This is a genomic window from Selenomonas oralis (assembly GCF_051603425.1).
Classification (GTDB): domain Bacteria; phylum Bacillota; class Negativicutes; order Selenomonadales; family Selenomonadaceae; genus Selenomonas; species Selenomonas sputigena_A.
Genome location: NZ_CP194411.1, coordinates 241894 through 265682, shown reverse-complemented (window position 1 = coordinate 265682; position 23789 = coordinate 241894). Strand labels below are relative to the sequence as shown.

At 57.5% G+C, this 23789-nt stretch carries 24 protein-coding genes; 23 read left to right on the top strand and 1 reads right to left on the bottom strand.

The window, feature by feature from the left end:
* The first annotated feature begins 178 nt into the window (after positions 1-178).
* From ACRTGH_RS01350 to ACRTGH_RS01295, 12 genes are all read left to right on the top strand, one after another.
* Entirely contained in the window at positions 179-1054 is an 876-nt protein-coding gene (locus tag ACRTGH_RS01350; RefSeq protein WP_368847258.1) for an Rpn family recombination-promoting nuclease/putative transposase, read from the top strand.
* 19 nt (positions 1055-1073) lie between these two features.
* A complete protein-coding gene (locus tag ACRTGH_RS01345) occupies positions 1074-1973 on the top strand; it encodes an Rpn family recombination-promoting nuclease/putative transposase (protein WP_438474507.1) in 900 nt (299 codons plus the stop codon).
* Positions 1974-2115: 142 nt separating this feature from the next.
* Positions 2116-2565 (top strand): S1 domain-containing RNA-binding protein, encoded by a 450-nt coding sequence (locus tag ACRTGH_RS01340; protein ID WP_368847260.1) that lies wholly within the window; start codon positions 2116-2118, stop codon positions 2563-2565.
* Between the two features lie 62 nt (positions 2566-2627).
* Entirely contained in the window at positions 2628-4064 is a 1437-nt protein-coding gene (tilS, locus tag ACRTGH_RS01335) for a tRNA lysidine(34) synthetase TilS (protein WP_368847261.1), read from the top strand.
* 13 nt (positions 4065-4077) lie between these two features.
* Positions 4078-4617, top strand: coding sequence for a hypoxanthine phosphoribosyltransferase (gene hpt / locus ACRTGH_RS01330; RefSeq protein WP_368847262.1), 540 nt, complete (start codon positions 4078-4080; stop codon positions 4615-4617).
* A 230-nt stretch (positions 4618-4847) separates the two neighbouring features.
* Positions 4848-6839, top strand: coding sequence for an ATP-dependent zinc metalloprotease FtsH (gene ftsH, locus ACRTGH_RS01325; protein ID WP_368847263.1), 1992 nt, complete (start codon positions 4848-4850; stop codon positions 6837-6839).
* An 80-nt stretch (positions 6840-6919) separates the two neighbouring features.
* Entirely contained in the window at positions 6920-7900 is a 981-nt protein-coding gene (locus ACRTGH_RS01320; RefSeq protein WP_368847264.1) for a biotin--[acetyl-CoA-carboxylase] ligase, read from the top strand.
* A 47-nt stretch (positions 7901-7947) separates the two neighbouring features.
* On the top strand, positions 7948-8718 hold the full coding sequence (locus ACRTGH_RS01315; protein ID WP_368847265.1) for a type III pantothenate kinase: 771 nt from the start codon (positions 7948-7950) through the stop codon (positions 8716-8718).
* A complete protein-coding gene (dusB, locus tag ACRTGH_RS01310) occupies positions 8715-9671 on the top strand; it encodes a tRNA dihydrouridine synthase DusB (protein WP_368847266.1) in 957 nt (318 codons plus the stop codon). The genes ACRTGH_RS01315 and dusB overlap by 4 nt, the downstream gene beginning before the upstream one ends.
* An 81-nt stretch (positions 9672-9752) precedes the next feature.
* A complete protein-coding gene (locus tag ACRTGH_RS01305) occupies positions 9753-11147 on the top strand; it encodes an aminopeptidase (RefSeq protein ID WP_368847267.1) in 1395 nt (464 codons plus the stop codon).
* A 7-nt stretch (positions 11148-11154) separates the two neighbouring features.
* The gene (locus tag ACRTGH_RS01300; protein ID WP_368847268.1) at positions 11155-12324 is read left to right on the top strand and encodes a cation diffusion facilitator family transporter; all 1170 of its coding nucleotides are present in this window, start codon (positions 11155-11157) and stop codon (positions 12322-12324) included.
* A gap of 80 nt (positions 12325-12404) precedes the next feature.
* Positions 12405-13031 carry a hypothetical protein gene (locus ACRTGH_RS01295; RefSeq protein WP_368847269.1) on the top strand — a complete coding sequence of 209 codons (627 nt, stop codon included), beginning with the start codon at positions 12405-12407 and terminating at the stop codon, positions 13029-13031.
* 117 nt (positions 13032-13148) lie between these two features.
* Here ACRTGH_RS01295 and deoD read toward each other — a convergent pair whose 3' ends face one another.
* Complete coding sequence (deoD, locus tag ACRTGH_RS01290; RefSeq protein WP_368847270.1) at positions 13149-13865, bottom strand: purine-nucleoside phosphorylase; 717 nt, start codon at positions 13863-13865, stop codon at positions 13149-13151.
* Positions 13866-14066: 201 nt separating this feature from the next.
* On the opposite strand from deoD, the gene ACRTGH_RS01285 reads away from it, so the two are divergent.
* From ACRTGH_RS01285 to ACRTGH_RS01235, 11 genes are all read left to right on the top strand, one after another.
* Positions 14067-14498, top strand: a complete 432-nt coding sequence (locus ACRTGH_RS01285) for an RrF2 family transcriptional regulator (RefSeq protein WP_368847271.1) — start codon at positions 14067-14069, stop codon at positions 14496-14498.
* Positions 14499-14610: 112 nt separating this feature from the next.
* The gene (locus ACRTGH_RS01280; protein ID WP_368847272.1) at positions 14611-15585 is read left to right on the top strand and encodes a polyprenyl synthetase family protein; all 975 of its coding nucleotides are present in this window, start codon (positions 14611-14613) and stop codon (positions 15583-15585) included.
* Positions 15586-15636: 51 nt separating this feature from the next.
* Positions 15637-15972: a twin-arginine translocase TatA/TatE family subunit gene (locus ACRTGH_RS01275; protein WP_368847273.1), complete on the top strand. Its 336-nt coding sequence runs from the start codon at positions 15637-15639 to the stop codon at positions 15970-15972.
* Positions 15973-15975: 3 nt separating this feature from the next.
* Positions 15976-16179, top strand: a complete 204-nt coding sequence (gene tatA, locus ACRTGH_RS01270) for a twin-arginine translocase TatA/TatE family subunit (RefSeq protein ID WP_368847274.1) — start codon at positions 15976-15978, stop codon at positions 16177-16179.
* The gene (tatC, locus tag ACRTGH_RS01265) at positions 16176-17108 is read left to right on the top strand and encodes a twin-arginine translocase subunit TatC (RefSeq protein ID WP_368847275.1); all 933 of its coding nucleotides are present in this window, start codon (positions 16176-16178) and stop codon (positions 17106-17108) included. The genes tatA and tatC overlap by 4 nt, the downstream gene beginning before the upstream one ends.
* A gap of 12 nt (positions 17109-17120) precedes the next feature.
* Positions 17121-18581 (top strand): menaquinone biosynthesis decarboxylase, encoded by a 1461-nt coding sequence (locus ACRTGH_RS01260; RefSeq protein WP_368847276.1) that lies wholly within the window; start codon positions 17121-17123, stop codon positions 18579-18581.
* A complete protein-coding gene (locus tag ACRTGH_RS01255; protein WP_368847277.1) occupies positions 18574-19422 on the top strand; it encodes a 4-hydroxybenzoate octaprenyltransferase in 849 nt (282 codons plus the stop codon). Before ACRTGH_RS01260 ends, ACRTGH_RS01255 begins: the two co-directional genes overlap by 8 nt.
* Before the next feature lie 21 nt (positions 19423-19443).
* Positions 19444-20325: a bifunctional methylenetetrahydrofolate dehydrogenase/methenyltetrahydrofolate cyclohydrolase FolD gene (folD, locus tag ACRTGH_RS01250; protein ID WP_368847278.1), complete on the top strand. Its 882-nt coding sequence runs from the start codon at positions 19444-19446 to the stop codon at positions 20323-20325.
* A 45-nt stretch (positions 20326-20370) separates the two neighbouring features.
* Positions 20371-22038, top strand: a complete 1668-nt coding sequence (locus tag ACRTGH_RS01245) for a formate--tetrahydrofolate ligase (RefSeq protein ID WP_368847279.1) — start codon at positions 20371-20373, stop codon at positions 22036-22038.
* Positions 22039-22105: 67 nt separating this feature from the next.
* Positions 22106-22846 (top strand): methylenetetrahydrofolate reductase, encoded by a 741-nt coding sequence (locus tag ACRTGH_RS01240; protein WP_368847280.1) that lies wholly within the window; start codon positions 22106-22108, stop codon positions 22844-22846.
* A 100-nt stretch (positions 22847-22946) separates the two neighbouring features.
* Positions 22947-23789 carry a sulfide/dihydroorotate dehydrogenase-like FAD/NAD-binding protein gene (locus ACRTGH_RS01235; protein WP_368847281.1) on the top strand — a complete coding sequence of 281 codons (843 nt, stop codon included), beginning with the start codon at positions 22947-22949 and terminating at the stop codon, positions 23787-23789.

The window sequence follows — 23789 nt, the reverse complement described above, 5'->3', positions numbered from 1 at the left end:
TATAGTTGAAAAGCGTCGTTTATTCATGTTGGAAACAGCAGGATATACGGCGCTTTTTGTTTTTGGATACTGAAGTGACCTTATGTGGAAATGAAGCGCAGCGGAGAAAGAATCTGCTGCGGTTTTTCTTGCTTTGCACGGGAAAAGACCGTAAAATAAAAGCAAAGAGGTGGGGCGCATGAAGGAGTATCGAATCAAACCGTGGGAAGAGCTGACCATTCGAGATGACTACATGTTCAAGCTCATCATGAGCCGCAAGCCCATCTGCAAGAGCATGCTGGAATGCACGCTCGGCATGAAAATTCAGGATATCATCTATCTTGAAGCGGAAAAAACGATGACAGCGCGATACCAAGGGAAAGGAATCCGTCTGGACATCTACGTGAAGGATGAGAAAGACACCGTCTATAACATTGAGATGCAGGTCAGGCAGCTGGAAGGGGACGGGCTGAGCAAGAGGACGCGGTACTACCAGTCGATGATGGACGCGGATCTTCTGGCGGCGGGAGCAGACTATGACAACCTGAACAAGAGCATCATCATCTTCATCTGCCCGTTCGATCCGTTTGGAGAAGGGCGGTATATCTATACCTTTGAAAATATTTGCCTGGAAGATAAGGAAGTGAAACTGGAGGACGGCACGACAAAGATATTTCTCAACACCAAGGGCAGCGTGGGGGAGATCGACCGTTCTGTTAAGGCATTCCTGCAATACGTCAACGGAGTGAGCAGCGAGGACAGGCTGGTGCAGGAAATCGAGCAGGAGATTGAGAAAGTCAGGCGCGAGGAAGGAGAGAAGGTGAACTACATGACCTTTGCCATGAAAATGATGGAAGAACGCAAGGAAGGCTTTCGGGAAGGAAAACTGGAGGGAATTGCCGAGGGCGAACGCAAAGGCCGTGCCGAGGGCGAACATAAAGGCCGGACGGAAACCCAGCAGATGATGCTGGAAATCTTCCCTTTGCTCCGGAATCGTGTTCCCCTGGAAGAAATCAGCAGGCGGACGGGCTGCACGCTGGAGTACCTGCAGCAGCTGCAGGCGGTGCTGCAGTAAAAGCAAAGAGGTGGGGCGCATGAAGGAGTATCGAATCAAACCGTGGGAAGAGCTGACCATTCGAGATGACTACATGTTCAAGCTCATCATGAGCCGCAAGCCCATCTGCAAGAGCATGCTGGAATGTACGCTCGGCATGAAAATTCGGGATATCGTCTATCTTGAAGCGGAAAAAACGATGACAGCGCGATACCAAGGGAAAGGAATCCGTCTGGACATCTACGTGAAGGATGAGAAAGACACCGTCTATAACATTGAGATGCAGGTCAGGCAGCTGGAAGGGGACGGGCTGAGCAAGAGGACGCGATACTACCAGTCGATGATGGACGCGGATCTTCTGGCGGCGGGAGCGGACTATGACAACCTGAACAAGAGCATCATCATCTTCATCTGCCCGTTCGATCCGTTTGGAGAAGGCCGGTATATCTATACCTTTGAAAATATTTGCCTGGAAGATAAGGAAGTGAAACTGGAGGACGGTACGACAAAGATATTTCTCAACACCAAGGGCAGCGTGGGGGAGGTAGACCGTTCCGTTAAGGCATTCCTGCAATACGTCAACGGAGTGAGCAGCGAGGACAGGCTGGTGCAGGAAATCGAGCAGGAGATTGAGAAAGTCAGACGCGAGGAAGGAGAGAAGGTGAACTACATGACCTTTGCTATGAAAATGATGGAAGAACGCAAGGAAGGCTTTCGGGAAGGAAAACTTGAGGGAATTGCCGAGGGCGAGCGTAAGGGCCGTGCCGAGGGCGAACGCAAAGGACGTGCCGAGGGCGAACATAAAGGACGGACGGAAACCCAGCAGATGATGCTGGAAATCTTCCCTTTGCTCCGGAATCGTGTTCCCCTGGAAGAAATCAGCAGGCGGACGGGCTGCACGCTGGAGTACCTGCAGCAGCTGCAGGCGGTGCTGCGATAGCAGAAAAGCTGTGAATTCCTTGACAGCGCGAAAGCCGCAAGAGTATAATAGGAATGCACGCTTGGCGGATGCGAATTTGCCGGGCACAGAAGGAAAGGCGCTATGGGGGCTTTTCTACAAGTATATTTAAGGAGGAAATAATTTGTCCATTGAAGTAGGCAGTATTGTTGAAGGTGTTGTGACGGGGATTACGCCTTTTGGGGCGTTCGTCGAACTGCCTGAGGGGAAGGTCGGTCTCGTCCATATTTCTGAGGTTGCGGACGAGTACGTGAGGGACGTGCATGATTTCCTCAAAGAAAAAGATAAGGTGAAGGTCAAGGTGCTGACGGTTGATGATCGCGGCAAGATTGGCCTTTCCATCAAACAGCTGCAGGAAAAGAAGCCGCAGGAAGCAAGGCCGGCGGAAGCGCCGCGCCGTCCGATGCCGCCGCGCCGGGGCGGCGATTTCAGACGCCAGGGGCGCTTCAGCCCGGGCAGCGCCTCTTTTGAGGACAAGCTCTCGCGCTTCCTCAAGGACAGCGATGAGCGTTTGACGGATTTGCGCCGCAAGACGGATTCGAAACGCGGCGGACGCGGTTCGCGCAGGGACTGATTGATAAAAGCACTCTTTCATCGGAGTGCTTTTCCTTTGTTCATGGGAAAAAGGAGAGCGGGATGCTGGACAGAGTCTTGCGTTTTTGCACGGAAAACGGCATAGGGCTTTCGGATGCGTTTCTCGTTGTCGCCGTTTCAGGCGGGGCGGACTCGATGGCTCTGCTCGACATCCTGTTGCGCCTGCGGGAGAGACTGCGCCTTTCGCTTCATGCGGCGCATTTTGAGCATGGTATTCGGGGCGAGGCCTCGCGCGAGGATGCTCGCTATGTTGCTGCCTTCTGCGAGGCGCGCGGCGTTCCCTGCACCGTGGAGGCGGCGGATGTGCCTGCCTATGCGCGGGCAGCGAAGCTTTCGCTCGAGACGGCGGCGCGCGATATGCGCTACCGTTTTTTGCGCCGCCTGAAGGCGACGCTCGGCGCTTCGGCCATCGCTGCGGCGCATCATGCGGACGACCAGGCGGAAACGGTGCTCCTGCATATTTTGCGGGGGGCGGGACTGCATGGCGCGGCGGGCATGCGGCCGTGTGCAGGCGATATCGTGCGTCCGCTTCTCGGCCTGCGGAAGGCAGAGCTTGTTGCTTATTGTGCGGCGCGTGACATCGAAGTGCGCCACGATGCAACGAATGATGCGGCGGATGGACGGCGCAATTACTTGCGCCTTGAGATCGTGCCGCGCCTTGAGGCGCAGGTCAACAGTGCCGTGGGGAACGCGCTTGTGCGTTTTGCGGAGACGAGCCGTGCCGACGATGAGGCGCTCGAGGAATGGACGGCAGGAGCTTTTGCGCGGATGACGAGGCGCGAGGGGAATCGGCTCAGCATTTGCCGCAGCGGTTTTCGTGAACAGCCTGTGGCCGTGCAGAGGCGCATGGTGCAAAGGGCGGGCCGATTTTTTACCAATCCGGCGCACACTTGGGACTATGGACAGGTGGAAACGGTGCGCCGTATGCTGATCGGCGAGAAAAGCGGGCTTTCCCGGGATTTGCCGGGACGGATTCATCTGGAGATCGATTGGGAAAGGGCGCATTTTTTTCCTGCGTCTTCTGCACGGAGTCTTTCCGTGAAAGATGAGAGGCAGGGCGCCCCTGGAGCGGAGGATTGCCCCGTGCTGCTTGCTGTCCCCGGGAGGACGCTTTTGCCGCAGTTCGGCCTTGTGATCGAGGCGGAGTTTGTTGAGGAGCGCCGCATCACAGACGGAATCACGGAGGTTTATGCGGATGCGGCGTCTCTCGGCACGCCTGTCGTGCGCACGCGAAAGCCGGGTGACCGCATAGGAGCCGCACAGGACGGCAAGAAGCTCAAGGATTTTTTTATCGCCGCTCATGTGCCGCGCAGGGAACGCGACCAGGTGCCGCTCGTCTGTACGGAAGCGGGGGCTGTCCTTTGGGCTGTCGGCCTGCGCCGCTTCGCTGCTGCCCGGGTGGAAAGCGCCTCGGGGCGCATTGTGCGGCTGCGCGCTGATCCTCTGCCGGATGACGAAAAAACGACAACTTCGATATAAAGGAGCAGGTACCATGCATAAAGATTTGGAAACAATCCTCTTCAACGAGGAGCAGCTGGCGGAGATGGTGACCCGCCTGGGTCGCGAAATCACACGCGATTACGCGGGCGAAGAGATCTATGCCGTCGGCATCCTGAAGGGCGCGGTGCTTTTCTATGCCGATCTCGTGCGTGCCATCGATCTTCCCGTGACGCTTGATTTCATGCAGCTTTCAAGCTACGGGAGCGGTACGGATTCGTCGGGCGATGTGCAGATCCTCCTCGACCTGGCGAAGAGTGTTGCGGGACGCAACATCCTTCTCGTAGAGGACATCGTGGATTCGGGGCTTTCCATGCACTATTTGATGGAAAATTTCCGGCATCGCAAGGCGAAGAGTGTGAAGCTCTGTTCGCTTTTAAGCAAGCCGTCGCGCCGCAAGGTTGCTGTGCAGCTCGATTACTGCGGCGCCGAGGTGCCGGACGCTTTCCTTGTCGGCTATGGTCTCGACTACGATCAAAAGTATCGGAACCTCCCTTATCTGGGCGTTTTGAAACCCGAGGTTTACGAGAAATAACCGCCCCTGTACAGCAAAGCGCTGCCGGCTGCGGAAATGATTCACAAATGCCTGCAAATGATTTGTCTAACGCCCGGAATGATGTTATAATGAAACGCTGTAGAGGTTTTTTTGTTGGCAGGAAAAGGGAAGTTTTTTGCCGACACAGCTATGGGGAAACCAGGAAAACGCCGCCGCATGGGCGGACGGCGTTTCTTTAGGGCATCGTTTTGGAACAGGAGGATGACCGATTGAATAAACTTTTTCGCAGCGTGGTGTTCTATCTGCTGATCATCTTGATCGCTATTTCCGCGATTGATTATTTCCAGACGCGGGAAACGACGAGCCAGGAGGTCAACTATACGGAATTCCTGCAGCAGGTTCAAAAGGGCGAGGTCGCGAAGGTCACGCTGGAGAATAATATTGTGAAGGGCACGTTGGCGGACGGCACGGAATTCCTGACGATCACGCCCGACGCGCCGAACCAGGATACGAATCTCCTCAAGACGCTGCAGGACAAGAATGTGGAAATCAAAGCGGAGCGTCCGCCGGAGACGCCGTGGTGGTCGACGATGTTTTCGTCCATCCTGCCCATTCTGCTCCTGATCGGCGTCTGGTTCTTCATCATGCAGCAGACGCAGGGCGGCGGAGGCCGAGTGATGTCGTTCGGCAAGAGCCGGGCACGCATGACGGCGAGCGACAAGATGAAGGTCACGTTTACGGATGTGGCGGGTGCGGATGAAGCGAAACAGGAGCTTGAGGAGGTCGTTGAGTTCCTCAAGCATCCGAAGAAGTTCAACGATCTCGGCGCACGCATTCCCAAGGGTGTTCTGCTCTACGGGCCGCCGGGTACGGGCAAGACGCTGCTCGCGCGCGCTGTCGCAGGGGAGGCGGGTGTGCCGTTCTTTACGATCAGCGGCTCGGACTTCGTCGAGATGTTCGTCGGCGTCGGTGCATCGCGTGTGCGCGACCTCTTTGAGCAGGCCAAGAAGAATGCGCCGTGCATCGTCTTCATCGACGAGATCGATGCCGTGGGACGTCAGCGCGGTGCAGGCGTCGGGGGCGGACACGACGAGCGCGAGCAGACGCTCAATCAGCTGCTCGTCGAGATGGACGGTTTCGCGGCGAACGAGGGCATCATCATCATGGCGGCGACGAACCGTCCCGATATTCTCGATCCGGCGCTTTTGCGCCCCGGCCGCTTCGACAGGCAGATCGTCGTCGACAAACCGGATGTGCGGGGGCGTCTGGCGATTTTGCAGGTTCATTCTAAGGGCAAGCCGATGACGGGCGATGTCGATCTCGACATTCTTGCCCGGCGCACGCCGGGATTCACGGGCGCAGATCTTTCCAATCTTGTGAATGAAGCGGCGCTTTTGACGGCGCGGCGTGACAAGAAGCGCATAGGCATGAATGAGCTTGAAGAATCGATTGAGCGCGTCATGGCAGGCCCCGAGCGCCGTTCCAAGGTCATGACGGACAAGGAAAAGGAGCTCACGGCTTACCACGAGGGCGGGCATACGCTCGTCGGCATGCTCCTGCCGAACGCCGATCCCGTGCACAAGGTCACGATCATTCCCCGCGGCAGGGCGGGCGGCTATACGCTGATGCTGCCCAAAGAAGATCGTTCCTATGCGACGCGTTCGGAACTGATGGATAAGCTCAAGGTCGCTATGGGCGGACGCGTTGCGGAGGAAGTCGTCCTCAAGGAGATTTCGACGGGTGCCTCGCAGGATATACAGCATGCCTCGCGCATTGTGCGCAGCATGATCACGCAGTATGGCATGAGCGAGGTGCTCGGACCGATTTCTTACGGTGAGGGAGCCGAGCACCAAGTGTTCCTCGGTCGTGACTTGAATCACCAGCGCAACTATTCGGAGGAAGTCGCGAGCGAGATTGACAAGGAAGTTCGCCGCTATATCGACGAGGCCTATGAGGCCTGCCGCAAGATCATCATAGACAACCGCGATAAGCTCGATCTTATCGCCGCGGCCTTGATGGAACGCGAGACCCTTGACGCCTCCGAGCTTGAGGAGCTTGTCGAGACGGGCAAGATTACGGAGAAGCCTGCGAAGGATGAGGCGGATGAGGACGACCCGGACGATCGGGACGGAGTGATTCTTGAGCCGCTGCACACGCCGGTTTTGACGAACCTCACAAAACCGGAGGAAGAGCCGGCGGAAGAAGAGGCGGAAGAGAAGGAAATCGCGCCCAAGCTCAATGTGACGCGGCATGACGGATAAGGGAAAGCTGCCTCCGGTCAGCGATTCCAAAGAAAAGGGCTGTTTCACGGAAACAGCCCTTTTCGTCAGGAGGGATGATTTTGCGCTCCACGATTCTGAAAATCCTGCGCAAGGCGGGAGCCTCGTATATTTCCGGCGAGGAGATTGCCAAGCGGCTTGGCGTCTCACGCACGGCGGTCTGGAAGCATATAAGGGAACTGCGTGAGGCGGGCTACGACATCGTCAGTCAATCGAGGAACGGCTATGCCCTGAAGGTTGCGCCCGACCGTCTGCTGCCCGAAGAAATCAAGAACGGCCTCCGGACGAAACGGATCGGTCGGGACATCGTTTTTCTCGAGGAAATCGATTCGACGAACAATGTTGCCAAACAGCTTGCGGCGCAGGGCGCTGCTGAGGGAACCGTCGTCGTGGCCGAGGAACAGGGGAAAGGACGCGGCCGCCTGGAACGTCCCTATTTCTGCCCCAAGGGCAAGGGCATCTGGTTTTCCGTAATCCTGCGGCCGCAATTCTTGCCGCGGGAAGCGCCGAAGTGCACGTTTCTTGCGGCTGTGGCCGTTGCCATGGCCATGGAGCGCTTCGGCCTCAGGGCGGAAATCAAGTGGCCGAACGATATCCTGCACGAGGGCAGGAAGCTTACGGGCATCCTGACGGAGATGAGCGCCGAACTCGACGGCATCAACTATATCGTGATTGGGACGGGCATCAATGTCAATATCGCTGCGGAGGAATTTCCGGAGGATATCCGGGACAAGGCGACCTCGCTTTCCCAGATGAAGGGGGAGCCTTTGCCGCGCATCGCGGTTTTCCAAGCTGTACTCGAGGCGATGGATGAGCTTTGGGCACTTTTGGAGCGCGAGGGATTCGCACCCATCGTCGAGCGCTGGCGAAAGTATGCTGTGACGCTTGGACAGGAGGTTCATGTAATCGGCGCCGCGAAGAAGGAGACCTTCGATGGGCGTGCCGTTGACATCGACGAGGAGGGCGCCCTGCTCGTCGAGACGGAGGAAGGGATGCGCCGGGTGCTTGCCGGCGATGTATCGATCAGGCCAAAACAAGGGTGAGGCGCCGCCGGCTGCAGCTGGGCGGAGAAGACCTGGGAGGATGGAGCATGTTACTGGTTTTTGACATTGGCAACAGCAATATCGTTATGGGCACTTATGAAGGAAAAAAGCTGCTGCGGCATTGGCGTATTTCCACGGACAGGCAGAAGACGGGCGACGAATACGGTATGCTCATCAACAATCTCTTTGCCTATCAGAACATCCGCATGGACGAGGTGGAGGCCATCATTATTTCATCCGTTGTACCGCCTTTGATGGTGCCGATGATCAAGATGTGTGAGCGCTACTTCCGCATCCGTCCGCTTGTCGTCGGGCCCGGCATCCGAACGGGGTTCCGCATTTCTTATGAAAATCCGCGCGAGATTGGCGCCGACCGCATCGTGAATGTTGCGGGTGCTTTTGAGCAGTACGGCGGTCCCTTGATTGTCATAGATATCGGTACGGCGACGACTTTCGATGCCGTCACGCCGGACGGCGATTTCATGGGCGGCGTCATTGCGCCGGGGCTTTCAAGCTCGGCGGACGCCCTTTTCCAGCGTGCCGCAAAGCTGCCGCGCATCGAGCTCGTGACGCCGAAGCGCATCATCAGCCGCAATACGGTCAGCGGTATGCAGGCGGGCATCATTTATGGCTATGTCGGACAGATTGACGAGATTGTGCGGCGCATGAAGAAGGAAATGGGCTGGGATGAAACCAAGGTCGTCGCGACGGGCGGTTATGCGCGCATGGTGGCGCGTGAATCAAAGACCATCGACAAGATCGATCACTTTCTGACGCTCACGGGGCTGCGCGTGCTCTACGAAAGGAATTCGGAATGAGGCTCGGCGCATTTGATTTTCCCGTGCCCGTCTTTCTCGCGCCGATGGCGGGGGTGACGGACATGGCTTACCGCATCCTCGCGCATGAGCTTGGCTGCCCGCTTGTCTATACGGAAATGGTCAGTGTGAACGGCATCAATTACCGCAATGAGAGGACGCTCCGTATGCTTCGGACGGACGCGCGCGAAAGGCCTCTGGCGCTGCAGCTTTTCGGCAATGCGCCGGAGGCCGTCGCGCGTGCGGCGGCTTATGTCGAGAGCCTTGGCGTGGCGGATGTTATTGATTTCAATATGGGCTGTCCTGCGCCGAAGATTGTGAAAAACGGCGAAGGCTCGGCCTTGATGCGCGAACCAAAGCGCGCACGGGAAATTCTCCGGGCGCTGCGGCGAGCCGTACGCCTTCCCGTGACGCTGAAGATTCGCAAGGGCTGGGACGAGGCGCATGTGAACGCCGTGGAAATCGCACGCCTGGCGGAGGATGCCGGCGTCGATGCCGTTGCCGTGCATGGCAGGACGCGCGAGCAGTTCTACAGCGGACAGGCGGACTGGGATATTATCCGCGCTGTGAAGCAGGGCGTCCGCATCCCGGTCATAGCGAACGGTGATGTGCGGAATGCCGGAGACCTTTCGCGCATCCTGGCGGCAACGGGGGCAGACGGCGTGATGATCGGCCGCGCCGCACAGGGGAATCCCTGGCTCTTCAGAGAATTGGCGACATTCGTCAAGACGGGTGAGACGCCTGCGCCGCCGACCGTGGAGGAGAAGCGGGCGCTCATCCTGCGTCATCTCGATATGCTCATTGAGACGAAGGGGAGCCATATTGGGCCGCGCGAGATGCGCAAACATGCGACTTGGTACACGCGGGGCATGAAAAACAGCGCACGGCTGCGGGAACTCTTCAACCGTGCGGAGACAAGGGAAGATTTTTCCTCGATCCTGGAAAAGTTGGCATAGGAAAATCGCCGGGAAGTGAGCGGCGGTTTTAGGGCGGGGATGCGAAAAAAATTCGTCATCCCGGAAAATAGGTGATAAAAAATGGCAAAAGAAAAAGACAAGAAGAAATTGCCTTGGACTACCTACTCTGCAGCCGAGAAAGCGGAGCTGGAGAAGCTTTCCCAAGGCTATATCCGGTTCCTGTCGGAATGCAAGACGGAACGCGAAAGCGTCAGGGAGATCGTGCGCCGGGCTGAGGCTGCAGGCTATGAGAACCTCGACACCGTCATCCAGTCGGGCAGGCAGCTCGCGCCGGGAGCAAAGGTCTATGCCGTCTATATGAAGAAGGCGCTTGCACTCTTCAATGTCGGTACGGAACCCATCGAAAACGGCATGGCGATTCTCGGTGCGCATATTGACACCTGCCGTCTTGATGTGAAGCAGAACCCGCTTTATGAGGACAGCGGTCTTGCCTACCTCGACACGCATTACTATGGAGGCATCAAGAAGTACCAGTGGGTTACGGTGCCTTTGGCGCTGCACGGCGTTGTCGTGAAGAAGGACGGCACGGTGCTTGATGTGACGATCGGTGAGGATGCGTCGGAGCCGGCTTTTTGCGTGACGGATCTCCTCGTGCATCTTTCGCAGGAACAGCTCAAGAAGCCGGCGGCGAAAGTGATCGAGGGCGAAAAGCTCGACGTGCTCGTCGGCACGCTGCCGCTGCAGGGCGAGGAGAAGGAGGCGGCGCAGAAAAATGTGCTGCATCTCCTGAAGGAGAAGTACGGCATGGAGGAAGAGGATTTTCTGTCGGCGGAGCTCTCCTTCGTACCGGCAGGGCCGGCGCGGGAAATGGGGCTCGATCGCAGCATGATCCTTGGCTACGGGCAGGATGACCGCGTTTGCTCCTACACCTCGCTTGCCGCCATGCTCGAAACGGGAAGGCTCAAGCGCACGGCCTGCTGCCTGCTCGTCGACAAGGAGGAAATCGGCAGTGTCGGTGCGACGGGGATGCAGTCGCACTTCTTCGAGAATATGTTGGCCGAACTGATGAACACGCTCGGGCAGTATTCCGAGCTTGCCGTGCGCCGTGCGCTTGCGAACTCCAAGATGCTTTCCTCCGATGTTTCCTCGGGCTACGATGCGCTCTATGCAGAGGCCTTTGATAAGCGGAATGTAGCGCATCTCGGGCATGGCATGGTGTTCAACAAGTTCACGGGCGCACGCGGCAAGTCGGGCTCGAACGATGCAAACGCCGAATACCTCGGCGAGCTGCGTGCCATGCTGGATAAACACGGCGTGCATTACCAATCCGCCGAGCTTGGCAAGGTCGATCTCGGCGGCGGCGGTACGATCGCCTATATCATGGCGCTCTATGGCATGCAGGTCATCGACAGCGGCGTGGCCGTCCTTTCGATGCATGCCCCGTGGGAAGTCACGAGCAAGGTCGACGTCTATGAAGTGAAGAAAGGCTATACGGCGTTTTTGACGGAGGCGTAAAGACGGGATGTATGAATTTCTTTTCCGTCGTTTTATTCGAGATTATGAAAAAACGACGCTGCCCGAAGTGCGCTATGCCTACGGCAGCCTCAGCGGACGCGTCGGCATCGCAGTAAATCTCATCCTCAGCGGTGTAAAACTCCTCTTAGGGCTTATGAGCGGTGCCGTTTCCGTCGTTGCCGACGCCATTCATAACCTCGCGGATGCGGCAGCGTCGATTGCGACGCTGCTGGGCTTCCGCCTTGCGGCAAAGCCGGCGGATGCCGAGCATCCTTACGGGCACGGGCGCGTTGAGTATGTGGCCGGCTTCTGCATCGCAGGCCTGATTCTTCTGATTGGCTTCAAGCTTCTGGAAGCATCCGTTGAAAAAATCATAGAGCCGAGTCCACCCGAAGTCGATTTGCCCATGCTTGTCATCCTCGCGGCATCCATCGGCCTGCAGCTCTGGCTCGGACGCTTCAACAAGACGATCGGTGCGCGCATTGATTCGGCCGCCATCCGTGCTGCTGCCGCAGACAGCCTGAACGACTGCGTTGCGACGATTGTCGTCGTCGTGAGCCTTGCCCTCTACTACTTGAGCGGCATTGATATCGACGGCTGGGCAGGAATCCTCGTAGCCCTTTTCATCCTGCACAGCGGCTGGGAGTCGGCACGCGATACGCTGCAGCCGCTCCTCGGCAAGCCGCCCGATAAGGCGCTTGTCCAAGGCATCGGGAAGACAGTCCTTCGGCATCGCTGTATCACGGGCGTCCATGACATCATTATCCATGACTATGGACCGGGACGTATCTTTGCCTCGGTTCATGCCGAGGTGCCGGCTTCGATGGATTTCCTCAAGGCGCACGAGATCGTGGATGGGCTCGAGGAGCTCCTGCGCAGGAAATATCGCATCATCGTTACCGTGCATATGGATCCCGTTGTTGTCGACGACCCGGAGACAAACCGCGTGCGCGAGGAAATCGAGGCGCTGGTGCAGCGGGAGAAGCTGGGCAGCTCCATTCACGATTTCCGCATGACGACGGCAAAGGGAGGCGGCAGGAAGCTCATCTTTGATGTACAGGTTGCGCCCGACTGCAAGATGACGGATGAGGCTCTTCGCTTCTTCCTCCAACGCGAGATCAAGAAGCTGAACGCACGCTATTATCCCGTTATCCAAATCGACCGGTTTTATTGTTAAGGAAATTAGGTCTTAAAAGCAGGAGTTTAAGCCCAGACGAAGAATATAGACATGCAATGTTATTTAAGGAGGCAGAAAAAATGAAGAAATTCCTGGCCGTGGCTCTTTTTGCTTGTTCCCTGTTCCTTGCGGCACCGCAGGCAGAGGCATATTCGGAGCTTGATTATCTCGAGGGCAGCTGGTACGACGAGAACGGCACGCTGTTCGCCATCGTTCGCAACGGCAATCTCAACACGTATGAAATGGAAATGATCACGATGACGGGCACGCCCGGCAACTTCGCAGCGGCTGTGCAGGTGCAGGAGCCCGGCGGCTTCCGCAACATTCCCGTCGAGTACTCGAACGAAGCGAAAAATGACAAGGAAAAGAACAATCCGTTCTTTCGCCCGTCCGTCCGCCTGAACGGCGTTGCCGTGCATAAGGAACGTTTTATTGTACCCGACAGCGCCTATGATTACCTCGACGGACATTGGTACGATTCCGACAACAACCTGGTGGCGTTTTTCCGCAACGGAACGTTCAATACCTATCCGATGACGTTTTTGAGCTTCTACGGCAGGGGCAACCATTTCGACAGCATTTTCAAGATCAACGACCACGGCACGGAGAAATTCTTCGCACTGTCCATGAACAGGACGGACGCCGGGCTTCGCATCTCCATGCGCAAGCTGAACTCCGACTGGGTCTACGACGCCCTGCATCAGTAAGCGGTATGCTGAAAATGAAAAACTTGCGGTGATTCGCATAAAACAACCCTGCGGTAATGGTTCCGCAGGGTTGTTTTCGTATGTGCGATGGGGGCCTCAGCCAACGAGGGCTGCGGATCATTCTTCCGCGATGATGGTTTCGAGTGAGAGGGTGATCATATCGTTGAACGATGTCTCGCGTTCCTCCGGCGTTGAAGGTTTTTCCTTGCAGGTGATGTGGTCGCTGACGGTGAAAATGCCGAGCGCCTGCACGCCGAATTTGGCGGCGAGCAGGTAGAGCGCCGCTGTTTCCATTTCGGCGGCGAGAACGCCGTAGGAAAGGAGCTTCTGGAAATCGATTTCATCATCGTAGAAGCGATCCTGCGAGAGCACATTGCCGACGCGTACGGGAAGTTCCTTTTCACGCGCCCGGCTGACGGCACGCTCGAGCAGGGAAAAGTCAGCGAGCGGCGCGAAGTTGACGGAAGCGCCGAAGATATTGCGCGGCATGGAAGAATCCGTTGTCGTGCCCTGGGCGATGACGATGTCGCGGATGTGGATGTCCTTTGCCAGTGCGCCGCAGCTGCCGACGCGCAGGAGTTTTTTGACGCCGTAGACATGGATGAGCTCGTGGGCATAAATGGCGATCGACGGCATGCCCATGCCCGTGCCCTGGACGGAAACGGGCACGCCCTTGTATTTGCCCGTATAGCCGAGCACATTGCGCACGCGCGTGTATTCCCGGCTGTCCTCCAGGAAGTTTTCAGCGATGTATTTTGCGCGCAGCGGGTCGCCGGGCAGCAGGATGCGCTCGGCAATATCGCCGGGCTGGGCGGAATTATGTGGTGTTGGCATGATCTTTTCCTCCTTGCGTGTTTTTGGATGAAATGTCTCTTTGTATTATACGGGGTTCAAGGAAGTTTGCAAAGGGCGGCGCGCATTCTTTTCGACTTTTCCGGTTTGCCGAAAATGCGCTATAATGGTAATATATAAATATATCATATAGGAATGATATAATGGTATACGGAAAAATTTTAACCAAGCGGGGGAAAATATATGAAGATTTCAACGAGGGGAAGATATGCGCTGCGTCTCATGATGGATATTGCGCTGCAAGGGCAGGATGAGCCGGTGCGCATCAAGGACATCGCACGCAGGCAGGAGATTTCGGAGAAGTATCTCGAGCAGATTGTTTCTGTGCTCAACAAGGCCGGCTTTGTCAAGAGCAGCCGTGGGCCGCAGGGCGGCTACCGGCTGATGCGGGATCCGTCGGAATATACGGTCGGCAGCATCCTGTGTCTTATCGAAGGGAGCCTTGCGCCTGTTGCCTGCATGGATATGGAGATCAACGACTGTTCGCGCCACGAGCGATGTGCGACGCTTCTGCTCTGGCAGAAGCTGCATGAGGCGCTCAAGGACGTCATCGATCATGTGCGGCTCTCGGATCTTGTTGCCTGGCAGGAAGAACTCGACAAGAAGCTTCTTTGAGCATGATTTTTTGTGCGGAGAAAAGGGCGGCGGTCAAAGAAAGTTCATGACAAAAGAGCATGAATGGTGTATTATGAAAGCATTATGAAATCGTAAACGTGTAGGTGATGGAATGTTCATCAATTCGATGTTTCATGTGATAAAGAAAGATCTTGCGCTTCTGGAGGAAGAGCTTTTGCAGGCGGTTGTCTCGCCGGTGGGACGCATTACGGAAATCGGCACGCATCTCGTGAAATCCGGCGGCAAGAGGCTGCGGCCGGCGCTCTTTTTCCTGGCGGCGCGGAGCGGAAAGGATTTCGACATACGCCGCTTGATGCCGTTGGCTGTGGCGCTTGAGCTCATCCATATGGCTTCGCTCGTGCATGACGACGTGCTCGATCATGCGGATACGCGGCGCGGGGCGGCTACGGCAAATTCTATGTGGGGCAACCAGCAGGCGATTCTCTCGGGTGACTACCTGTTTGCCCGCGCGTTTCTGCTCATCGTGGAAAATGGCTACGGCGACCGCGTGTCAGGCCGCGTCGCGCGGCTCATCATGGATCTGAGCGCGGGTGAGCTCATCCAGAACAAGGAACTTTATCACGCCTCATGCGATCTTGACGAGTATTACGAGCGCATCGCGAAGAAAACGGCAAATTTCCTTGCGACGTGCTGTGAGCTCGGTGCGATTGTCGCAGACTTGGGCGAGGAGGCCGAGCGAGGTCTCCATACCTATGGAAAGTATTTGGGCATGGCATTTCAGATTACGGACGATCTGCTCGATCTGACCTCGGACAAGAAGAAGATCGGCAAACCGGCGGGCAACGATATCCACGAGGGAATCGTGACACTGCCGGTGATTCGTGCCCTTGAGGTAAGCACCTGCAAGGAGGAGCTTCTTTCCATCGTGACGAATGAGAAGATGACGCGCACCGATGTCGAGCGTGCTCTGGAAATCGTACGGACATCGGACGGCATCGATTATGCACAGGGGAAGGTGCAGGAGTTTTTGGGCGAGTCCAAGAAGGCGCTGCCTGCCGGGCTGCCGAAGAAGGTGCGCGAAACCTTCTGTCAGGCGGCTGACTATATCGCCAAGCGCGAATCCTAGAGGGTCCTTTCTGCTTGGGTTGAAGCAGACTTTCCGTAAGGGGGAAAAGCTATGTTTAATCTGGGCTTTCCGGAGCTCATTCTGATATTTGTCATTGCCCTTGTTGTTTTCGGGCCGGGCAAGCTGCCCGAGATCGGCCGCGCTGTCGGCAAGGGGCTCAGCGAGTTCAAAAAAGCGACGAACAGTTTGATGTCCGATGTGAACAAACCGCTGGAGAACAGCGCTCCTCCGCAGTCCGTGCAGCCGCCGCCGGCACAGCCGCCTGCAGGCCAGCAGCCGCTCGCTTCCGAGCCGGCGCCGCCGCAGCCGATGGAAGAAGGGGCCGCAAAGACGGCCGAGGCGCAGCAGAATACGGCCGTGAAGTCTGAAGACGGGCAAGGGAGGTAGCGGATGATAGGCATATATGAACTCGGAGCGATCCTTCTTGTCGCGCTCATCATCTTTGGCCCGCGCAAGTTGCCGGAAATCGGCAAGGCGCTCGGCAGGAGCGTGAAGGAATTCAAGGAGGGCAAGGCCGAGGTGGAGAACAATACCGTGGATGTCACACCGGAGCTGCCGGCCATGGGAAAAAAAGATGAGACGGGCGAAAAATGACATATGAAAAGAACGAGCAGCCGCTGAATGAAAGTGCTGCTGCACTGGAGCCCGGCACGGCGGAAGAAGCCGCTTTTTTGGCGCGTGCAGGCGCTGCGGCTCAGGAAAATGCCGCAGCAGAAGGCGCCGGCTCCGGGGCGGAAACAACAGCCGCGGGTTTGCAGCGGACGGCGGGAGCGGGGGCGGCGCTCCCGGACGCCGCTCCTTTGACGGCGTCCCCGCAGGAGGAGCGCAAGGATGGCAGCATGTCCATCATTGCACATCTCGAGGAACTCAGAAAGCGGCTCATCTATTCCATGATCGCCGTTGCTGTCGGCAGCGGCGTCGCCTATTTCTACATCGACGATATCATGCGCTGTTTGACGGCCCCGGCGGGCAAACTCTATTACATGCAGCCCGCCGAGGCGTTTTTCACGTATTTGAAAATCGCTGTGTTCGGCGGTTTTTTGCTTGCTGTGCCCATCGTTTTTTACCAGATCTGGCGCTTTATTCTGCCGGCGCTGACCATGCGCGAACGAAAGGCGCTGCTCCTCATCGTGCCGACATCCGTCGTGCTCTTTTTTGCGGGGCTGCTTTTTTCCTTTTTCATCGTGCTGCCCGCCGCCATTCGGTTTTTTGTCGGCTTCGGCACGGACTCCCTAGAGCCGCTGTTTTCCCTCGGCAAATACCTCGACTTCGTGCTTGCCTTCATCCTGCCTTTTGGCTGTGTCTTCGAGCTGCCGCTCATCATCGTCGTTCTCGCCAAGCTCGGCTTCGTGGGTTCGGCCTTTCTCTGGCGGCAGCAGCGCGTCGTGGTGTTCCTGTCTTTCGTCATCGGAGCCGTCATCTCGCCGACGCCCGATGTTTTTTCTCAGACGATGATCGCCGTTCCCATGATCTTGCTCTATGAGGCAAGCTATCTCATCGTTCGTTTTGTCTTGCGCAAATAAGGAGGAATCATTTTGGCTTTCAAGGATTTACGTGAGTTCATCGCCGAGCTTGAGGCACGCGGCCTTTTGCACCGTATTCGTACGGAGGTCGATGCCGAGCTCGAGATCACGGAGATCACGGACCGCGTCTCGAAGATGGAGGGCGAAAAGAACGTCGCGCTGCTCTTTGAGAACGTCAAGGGCTATAACATGCCCGTGCTCATGAACGCTTTCGGCAGCATGGAACGCATGTGCATCGCCCTCGGCGTGGAGAAGCTCGACGATATCGCCGAGGACCTGCGCGCTTTCATGCGCCTGCCGAAGATTTCGCTCGCGAACAAGATGGATCTCGTGACGCTCATACCAAAGATGCGCAAGGCGATAAATTTCCCCAAATATGTGAAGAAAGCACCGTGCCAGGAAGTCGTGGAGATGGAGAACCCGTCGCTCGACATCCTGCCGATCCTCAAGTGCTGGCCTGACGACGGGGGGCCGTTCATCACGCTGCCGCTCGTCTTTACGAAGAACCCGGAGACGGGCAAGCGCAACGTCGGCATGTACCGCCTGCAAAAGTACGACAAGAATACGACGGGTATGCACTGGCACATTCACAAGAACGGTGCGGAGAATTTCCGCGAGGCAAAGGCGCAGGGCAAGGACCGCATCGAAGTCGCCGTTGCCATCGGGACCGATCCCGTGCTGACCTATGCGGCAACGGCGCCGCTGCCGCGCGATATTGACGAGATGGTCTTTGCGGGCTTCCTGCGCCATAAATCGGTGGAGATGGTCAAGTGCAAGACGGTCGATATCGAGGTGCCGGCGACGAGCGAGATCGTTCTCGAGGGATATGTGCTTGAGAGCGAGCGCAGGCGCGAGGGGCCTTTCGGCGATCACACAGGATATTATTCGCTTGCGGACGATTATCCGGTTTTCCATATCACCTGCATCACGCACCGCAAGGATCCGATCTATCCCGCGACGGTGGTGGGCAAGCCGCCGATGGAGGATTGTTTCCTCGCGAAGGCGACGGAGCGCATCTTCCTGCCGCTGCTGCAGCAGATGGTGCCCGAAATCGTCGATATCAACATGCCGCTGGAGGGCGTTTTCCACGATTGCTGCGTAGTATCCATCAAGAAGACGTATCCGATGCAGGCGCGCCGTGTCATGCATGCCATTTGGGGCATGGGGCAGATGATGTTCTGCAAGATGATCATCGTCGTCGATGCGCATGTCAACGTGCAGGACATGAAAGAAGTCTGGTGGCGTGTCTTCAACAACATCGATGCGAAGTATGACCTTGAGATGGTGGAGGGGCCCCTGGATGTGCTCGATCATTCCTCGCCGATGGCGAAGTGGGGCACGAAACTTGGAATTGACGCGACGAAGTCGTGGCCGGAGGAAGGGCATACGCGCGAATGGCCGGATGAGATCGTGATGTCGGACGATATCAAGGCGCGTGTCGATGCGAAGTGGGAGGAGCTCGGACTTGGCTAAGATCGGCGCGCATATCAACAATATTGCCTTGCACCACATGGTGTTTGCGCTGCCGTTTGCCTATATGAGCGCTTTTCTTGCGGCAGGCGGCATGCCGCCGCTGGCCGAGCTTTTTTGGATCACGGTGGCTATTGCAGGCGCGCGGAGTGCGGCGCTCGCGCTCGACAACCTCGCCGACCTCAAGTACGACAGACAGCAGCCGCGTCTGGCCTCGCGCGCCATGGTGCGCGGCGATCTGAAGCCGCGTGAGGCGAAGCTGTCGATCGTGATCTATCTCATCGTCTGTCTGGCGGCCGTGGCGCAGCTTAGGCCGATCTGTCTGATGCTGCTGCCCGTGGCTGTCGTGCCGTTTCTCATCTATCCCTACACAAAGCGCTTCACCTTTCTCTGCCATCTCGTGCTGGGGATTGCCATTTCCATGGCGCCGGCAGGCAGCTGGGTGGCGGTGACGGGCGAGATCTCGCTGCCGACCGTTGTCCTCTGTCTTGCCGTTGCGCTTTGGATTGGCGCCTTTGATGCTGTCTACGGCTCGCAGGATGAGGCGTTCGACCGCTCGCAGGGGCTTCATTCGCTGGCGACGCAGTTCACGGCGAAGGGAGCGCTTCTCATCTGTCGTTTCGTACATGCTGTGAGCATTGCCTGCTTCTTCTGGCTCGGGCATCTGCTCGCCCTGCATTGGATCTACTATATCGGCGTCGGCGTCGCTGCGGGCACGCTCGTTTATCAGCACAGCATTGTCCGGGCGGATGATTACAGCCGCGTCACACAGGTCTATTTCATGCGCAACGGCATCGTTTCGATCGCCATGCTGCTGTTTACCGTTGTAAGCCTTTATTTATGATTGTGCCAAGGAAGTGAAAGTATGACAGCCCGATTGCTCGAAGGCAAACTCTTTGCCCGAATGATCAAGGATGAAGCGAAGCAGGCGGCGGAGGCGCTGAAGCCTTCTCTCGGACGTATGCCGGGTCTTGCCGTCGTCATCGTGGGCGAGGATCCCGCCTCGCAGGTTTATGTGCGCAACAAGGAACGCGCCTGTGAGGAGCTCGGCTTCTTCTCCGCTTTGATCGCCCTGCCCAAAGAGACGTGCAAGGAGGAGCTTCTCGCCGAAATTGACAGGCTCAATGCCAACCGGCGCATTGACGGCATCCTCGTGCAGCTGCCGCTGCCGCGGCATCTTGCGGAGGCGGAGGCGGAAATCATCGAACGCATCGATCCGTGGAAGGACGTCGACGGTTTTCACCCCGTCAATATCGGGCGGCTCGTCGCAGGCGAACGCTCGCTTGTGCCCTGTACGCCTGCAGGCTGCATGAAGATGCTCGCCCTTGCGGGCATTCCCGTCGAAGGAAAACGTGCCGTCGTCATCGGACGCAGCAATATCGTGGGCAAGCCCATCAGCCATTTGCTGCTTGCGGAAAACGCGACCGTGACGATCTGCCATTCGCGCACGGAAAATCTTCCCGCAATTGCGCGTGAGGCGGATATCCTTGTCGCTGCCGTCGGCAGGCCGAACTTCGTGACGGCTGATATGGTGAAGCCCGGTGCGACGGTCATTGATGTCGGCATCAACCGCATCGCGCCGAAAAAGCTCGTCGGCGATGTGGATTTCGAGGCTGTCCGGGAAATTGCGGGAGCCATCACGCCCGTTCCGGGAGGCGTCGGGCTTTTGACCATCGCCACGCTGATGGCGAATACGGTGGAAGCCGCAAGGCTGCAGCTGGAAGGAAAACGGGAAAGAACGAAATGAACGGCAGTCGCAGGAAACGGCCGAAGAGAGGAAAGGGGTCAGAAAATGAAATCCGATGTGGAAATCGCGCAGGCGGCAGAAATGCACCCGATTGGAGAGATTGCCGCAAAGCTCGCTATTGCAGATGATGAACTCGAGCTTTACGGCAAGTACAAGGCGAAGGTCACGCTCGACGCCTGGCAGCGCGTCAAGGATAAAGCGAACGGCAAGCTCATCCTCTGTACGGCGATCAATCCGACACCGGCAGGCGAAGGCAAGACGACGACGAGCGTCGGTCTTGCCGATGCGCTCTCAAGGCGCGGGCGCAAGACGGCTGCCGCACTTCGCGAGCCTTCGATGGGGCCGTGCTTCGGCATGAAGGGCGGTGCAGCCGGCGGCGGCTATGCACAGGTCGTGCCGATGGAGGATATCAACCTCCATTTCACAGGCGATTTCCATGCCATCACGACGGCGCATAATCTCTTGGCCGCCCTCATCGACAACCACATCCAGCAGGGTAATGCGCTTGACCTCGATGTGCGTCGCATCACATGGAAACGCGTGCTCGACCTCAACGACCGCGCCCTGCGCCATGTCGTTGTCGGCATGGGGGGCAGGGCGCATGGCGTGCCGCGCGAGACGGGCTTTGACATCACGGTGGCGTCGGAGATGATGGCGATTCTCTGTCTTTCGCGTGATCTCATGGACATGAAGGAGCATCTTGGCCGCATCGTCATCGGCTATACGCGGGACGGCAGGGCTGTGCGCGCCGAAGAGATCGGCGCAACGGGAGCTCTGACGCTGCTGTTCAAGGATGCCGTCAAACCGAACCTTGTACAGACGCTGGAGGGGACGCCCGTCTTTATTCACGGCGGTCCCTTTGCCAATATCGCGCATGGCTGCAACAGCGTCATAGCAACGAAATTCGCGCTGAAATTTGCAGACTATGTCGTGACGGAAGCGGGCTTCGGCGCCGATCTCGGCGCGGAGAAATTCCTCGACATCAAGTGCCGCTTCGCGAATCTTTCCCCCGATGCCGTCGTCATCGTCGCGACGGTGCGCGCCTTGAAAATGCACGGCGGGCTTTCGAAAAAGGAGCTGGACAAGGTCGATATGGCGGCCTTGAAGAAAGGCATGGAAAACCTTGTCAAGCATATCGAAAACGTGAAGAAATTCGGTCTGCCCGCCGTCGTTGCCGTCAATGCCTTTCCGTCGGATACGCAGGAGGAACTCGCCTTTGTCCGTGAGGCCTGCGAGGCGCTCGGCGCCAAAGCGGCGCTTTCCGAGGTCTGGGCGAAGGGCGGCGAGGGCGGACTGGAACTTGCCGAAAAGGTGGAGGAAGCCCTGGCGGAAAAAGCGGATTTCCGCTGTCTTTACGACGAAAAGGACGCGATTCCGCAGAAGATCGATACGATTGCACGCGAGATTTACGGTGCGGACGGCGTGGATTTCACGAAGGAAGCTGAAAAGCAGCTTGCGGAGCTTGAGGCACTGGGCTTTGATAAATTGCCCATCTGCATGGCGAAGACGCAGTATTCGCTTTCGGATGATGCGGCGCTTCTGGGCAGGCCCGAGGGCTTCCGCATTACCGTGCGCGAGCTCCGCCTCTCGGCGGGCGCAGGCTTCATCGTCGCCTTGACGGGCAGCATCCTGACCATGCCGGGGCTGCCGAAGCAGCCGGCGGCAATGGCGATGGATATCACGGAGGACGGAAAAATCACGGGACTGTTCTGATTTGGCCGGAAATGTTTTAGTACGCCGCACTGCCCTAGGCAGCTGCGGCATAAGGGAGGAAAACTTTATGGGCAAGGTGTCGCTTGAACTCGTGCCGCGTGAGGCGGCCGAGCTGCGTGAGGAGTTGGCCGTCGCCGGAAAATATGCGGGAAAACTGGAGCGTATCAACATACCCGATCTCCTGCGTCTGCCCATGCGCAGCTGGGAAGGCGCAGCCATTGCCGGCGAAAGCTTTCCCGCTGTGCCGCATATTCGAGCCATGGATATCGACATCACAAAACCGCTGCCCATGGCGGATTATCTGCGCAGACACGACATAAAGGAAGTGCTCGTTATCGAGGGCGACGCGCCGCAGGATATGGCGCATACGGTCTATCCGACGGAAAGCACGGATATCATAAGGAAATTCCGCGAGGAACTGCCCGAGATTAAAGTGTACGCAGGCATCGACCAGTACAGGGGAAGCATGCGCCAGGAAGAGTACCGCATCCGCCGCAAGCTCCAGGCGGGAGCTGTCGGTTTCTTCACGCAGCCGTTTTTCGACCTGCGGTTTTTGGGGATGTACGCCGACATGCTCGCGGGCATTGAAATCTACTGGGGCCTTTCCCCTGTGTTGTCGCAGCGCTCGCAGAGCTACTGGGAGACGAAGAATCAGGTGGTGTTCCCCAAGGGATTTGAGCCTACATTGGAATGGAGCATCGGCTTCGCACGCGAAGTCCTGCACGAGGTGCAGGGAGATGGGGGCAATGTCTACCTCATGCCGATTCGTGCCGGGTTGGAGGAATACCTTGGCGGAATCTTTTGCTGACGTCCCTTTCGTCGTTTCAGGGACAGATGGGGAAATACAGAATGAACCGACATTTTCTCAATGGTGGCCGGTTCGGCTCAGTTTTAGGAGGGAAACCGAAATGTATAAAATCCTGAGGAAAGTCGAGCTGTCGCCCGGCATCCTTGAACTTGACATTGAAGCGCCGCGCGTGGCGAAGAAAGCCCTGCCCGGGCAGTTCATCGTCCTGCGCGTCAACGATGAGGGAGAACGTGTACCGCTGACCATTGCCGACTTCGACAGGGAAAAGGGGACGGTCACCATTCTTTTCCAGGTCGTCGGCGCCTCGACAGAACTTCTCGCTTCTCTCGAGGAAGGGGACGCCATCCTCGACTTCGTAGGCCCGTTGGGGCAGCCCTCCGAAATCTCGGAGCACATGGGCACCGTCGTCTTTGTCGGCGGCGGCATCGGCGTTGCGCCGGTCTATCCGATCGCCCGTGCCGTGCATGAACTCGGCAACAAGGTCATTTCGATTCTCGGTGCGAAGACAAAGGATATCCTGATCTTCGAGGATCGGATGCGCGCGATCTCCGATGAAGTCCTCGTTACGACCGATGACGGCTCCTATGGCATCAAAGGCTTTGTCACAAACGCCATGGAAGAACTCATCAAGCGCGGCGAGAAAATCGACCAGGTCACGGCCATCGGCCCCGGCATCATGATGAAGAGCGTCGCAGAAGCCACGCGGCCGCATGGCATCAAGACCATCGTGAGCCTCAACCCCATCATGGTCGACGGCACCGGCATGTGCGGCGGCTGTCGCGTGCAGGTCGGCGAAGAAACGAAATTCGCCTGCGTCGACGGCCCGGAATTCGACGGGCATCTCGTCGACTTCCGGGGTCTCATGGAGCGCGGCCGCATGTACCGCCGGCAGGAAGCGGCAGAGAAGGACCACATCTGCAACATCGGTTTGGGGAGGGATTGA

Bases quoted from the DNA above. Each gene is read 5' to 3' on its own strand.
- ACRTGH_RS01350 (WP_368847258.1), top strand. From the start codon at position 179: ATGAAGGAGTATCGAATCAAACCGTGGGAAGAGCTGACCATTCGAGAT.
- ACRTGH_RS01345 (WP_438474507.1), top strand. From the start codon at position 1,074: ATGAAGGAGTATCGAATCAAACCGTGGGAAGAGCTGACCATTCGAGAT.
- tilS (WP_368847261.1), top strand. From the start codon at position 2,628: ATGCTGGACAGAGTCTTGCGTTTTTGCACGGAAAACGGCATAGGGCTT.
- hpt (WP_368847262.1), top strand. From the start codon at position 4,078: ATGCATAAAGATTTGGAAACAATCCTCTTCAACGAGGAGCAGCTGGCG.
- ACRTGH_RS01315 (WP_368847265.1), top strand. From the start codon at position 7,948: ATGTTACTGGTTTTTGACATTGGCAACAGCAATATCGTTATGGGCACT.
- dusB (WP_368847266.1), top strand. From the start codon at position 8,715: ATGAGGCTCGGCGCATTTGATTTTCCCGTGCCCGTCTTTCTCGCGCCG.
- ACRTGH_RS01305 (WP_368847267.1), top strand. From the start codon at position 9,753: ATGGCAAAAGAAAAAGACAAGAAGAAATTGCCTTGGACTACCTACTCT.
- ACRTGH_RS01300 (WP_368847268.1), top strand. From the start codon at position 11,155: ATGTATGAATTTCTTTTCCGTCGTTTTATTCGAGATTATGAAAAAACG.
- ACRTGH_RS01295 (WP_368847269.1), top strand. From the start codon at position 12,405: ATGAAGAAATTCCTGGCCGTGGCTCTTTTTGCTTGTTCCCTGTTCCTT.
- deoD (WP_368847270.1), bottom strand. From the start codon at position 13,865: ATGCCAACACCACATAATTCCGCCCAGCCCGGCGATATTGCCGAGCGC.
- ACRTGH_RS01285 (WP_368847271.1), top strand. From the start codon at position 14,067: ATGAAGATTTCAACGAGGGGAAGATATGCGCTGCGTCTCATGATGGAT.
- ACRTGH_RS01280 (WP_368847272.1), top strand. From the start codon at position 14,611: ATGTTCATCAATTCGATGTTTCATGTGATAAAGAAAGATCTTGCGCTT.
- ACRTGH_RS01275 (WP_368847273.1), top strand. From the start codon at position 15,637: ATGTTTAATCTGGGCTTTCCGGAGCTCATTCTGATATTTGTCATTGCC.
- tatA (WP_368847274.1), top strand. From the start codon at position 15,976: ATGATAGGCATATATGAACTCGGAGCGATCCTTCTTGTCGCGCTCATC.
- tatC (WP_368847275.1), top strand. From the start codon at position 16,176: ATGACATATGAAAAGAACGAGCAGCCGCTGAATGAAAGTGCTGCTGCA.
- folD (WP_368847278.1), top strand. From the start codon at position 19,444: ATGACAGCCCGATTGCTCGAAGGCAAACTCTTTGCCCGAATGATCAAG.
- ACRTGH_RS01245 (WP_368847279.1), top strand. From the start codon at position 20,371: ATGAAATCCGATGTGGAAATCGCGCAGGCGGCAGAAATGCACCCGATT.
- ACRTGH_RS01240 (WP_368847280.1), top strand. From the start codon at position 22,106: ATGGGCAAGGTGTCGCTTGAACTCGTGCCGCGTGAGGCGGCCGAGCTG.
- ACRTGH_RS01235 (WP_368847281.1), top strand. From the start codon at position 22,947: ATGTATAAAATCCTGAGGAAAGTCGAGCTGTCGCCCGGCATCCTTGAA.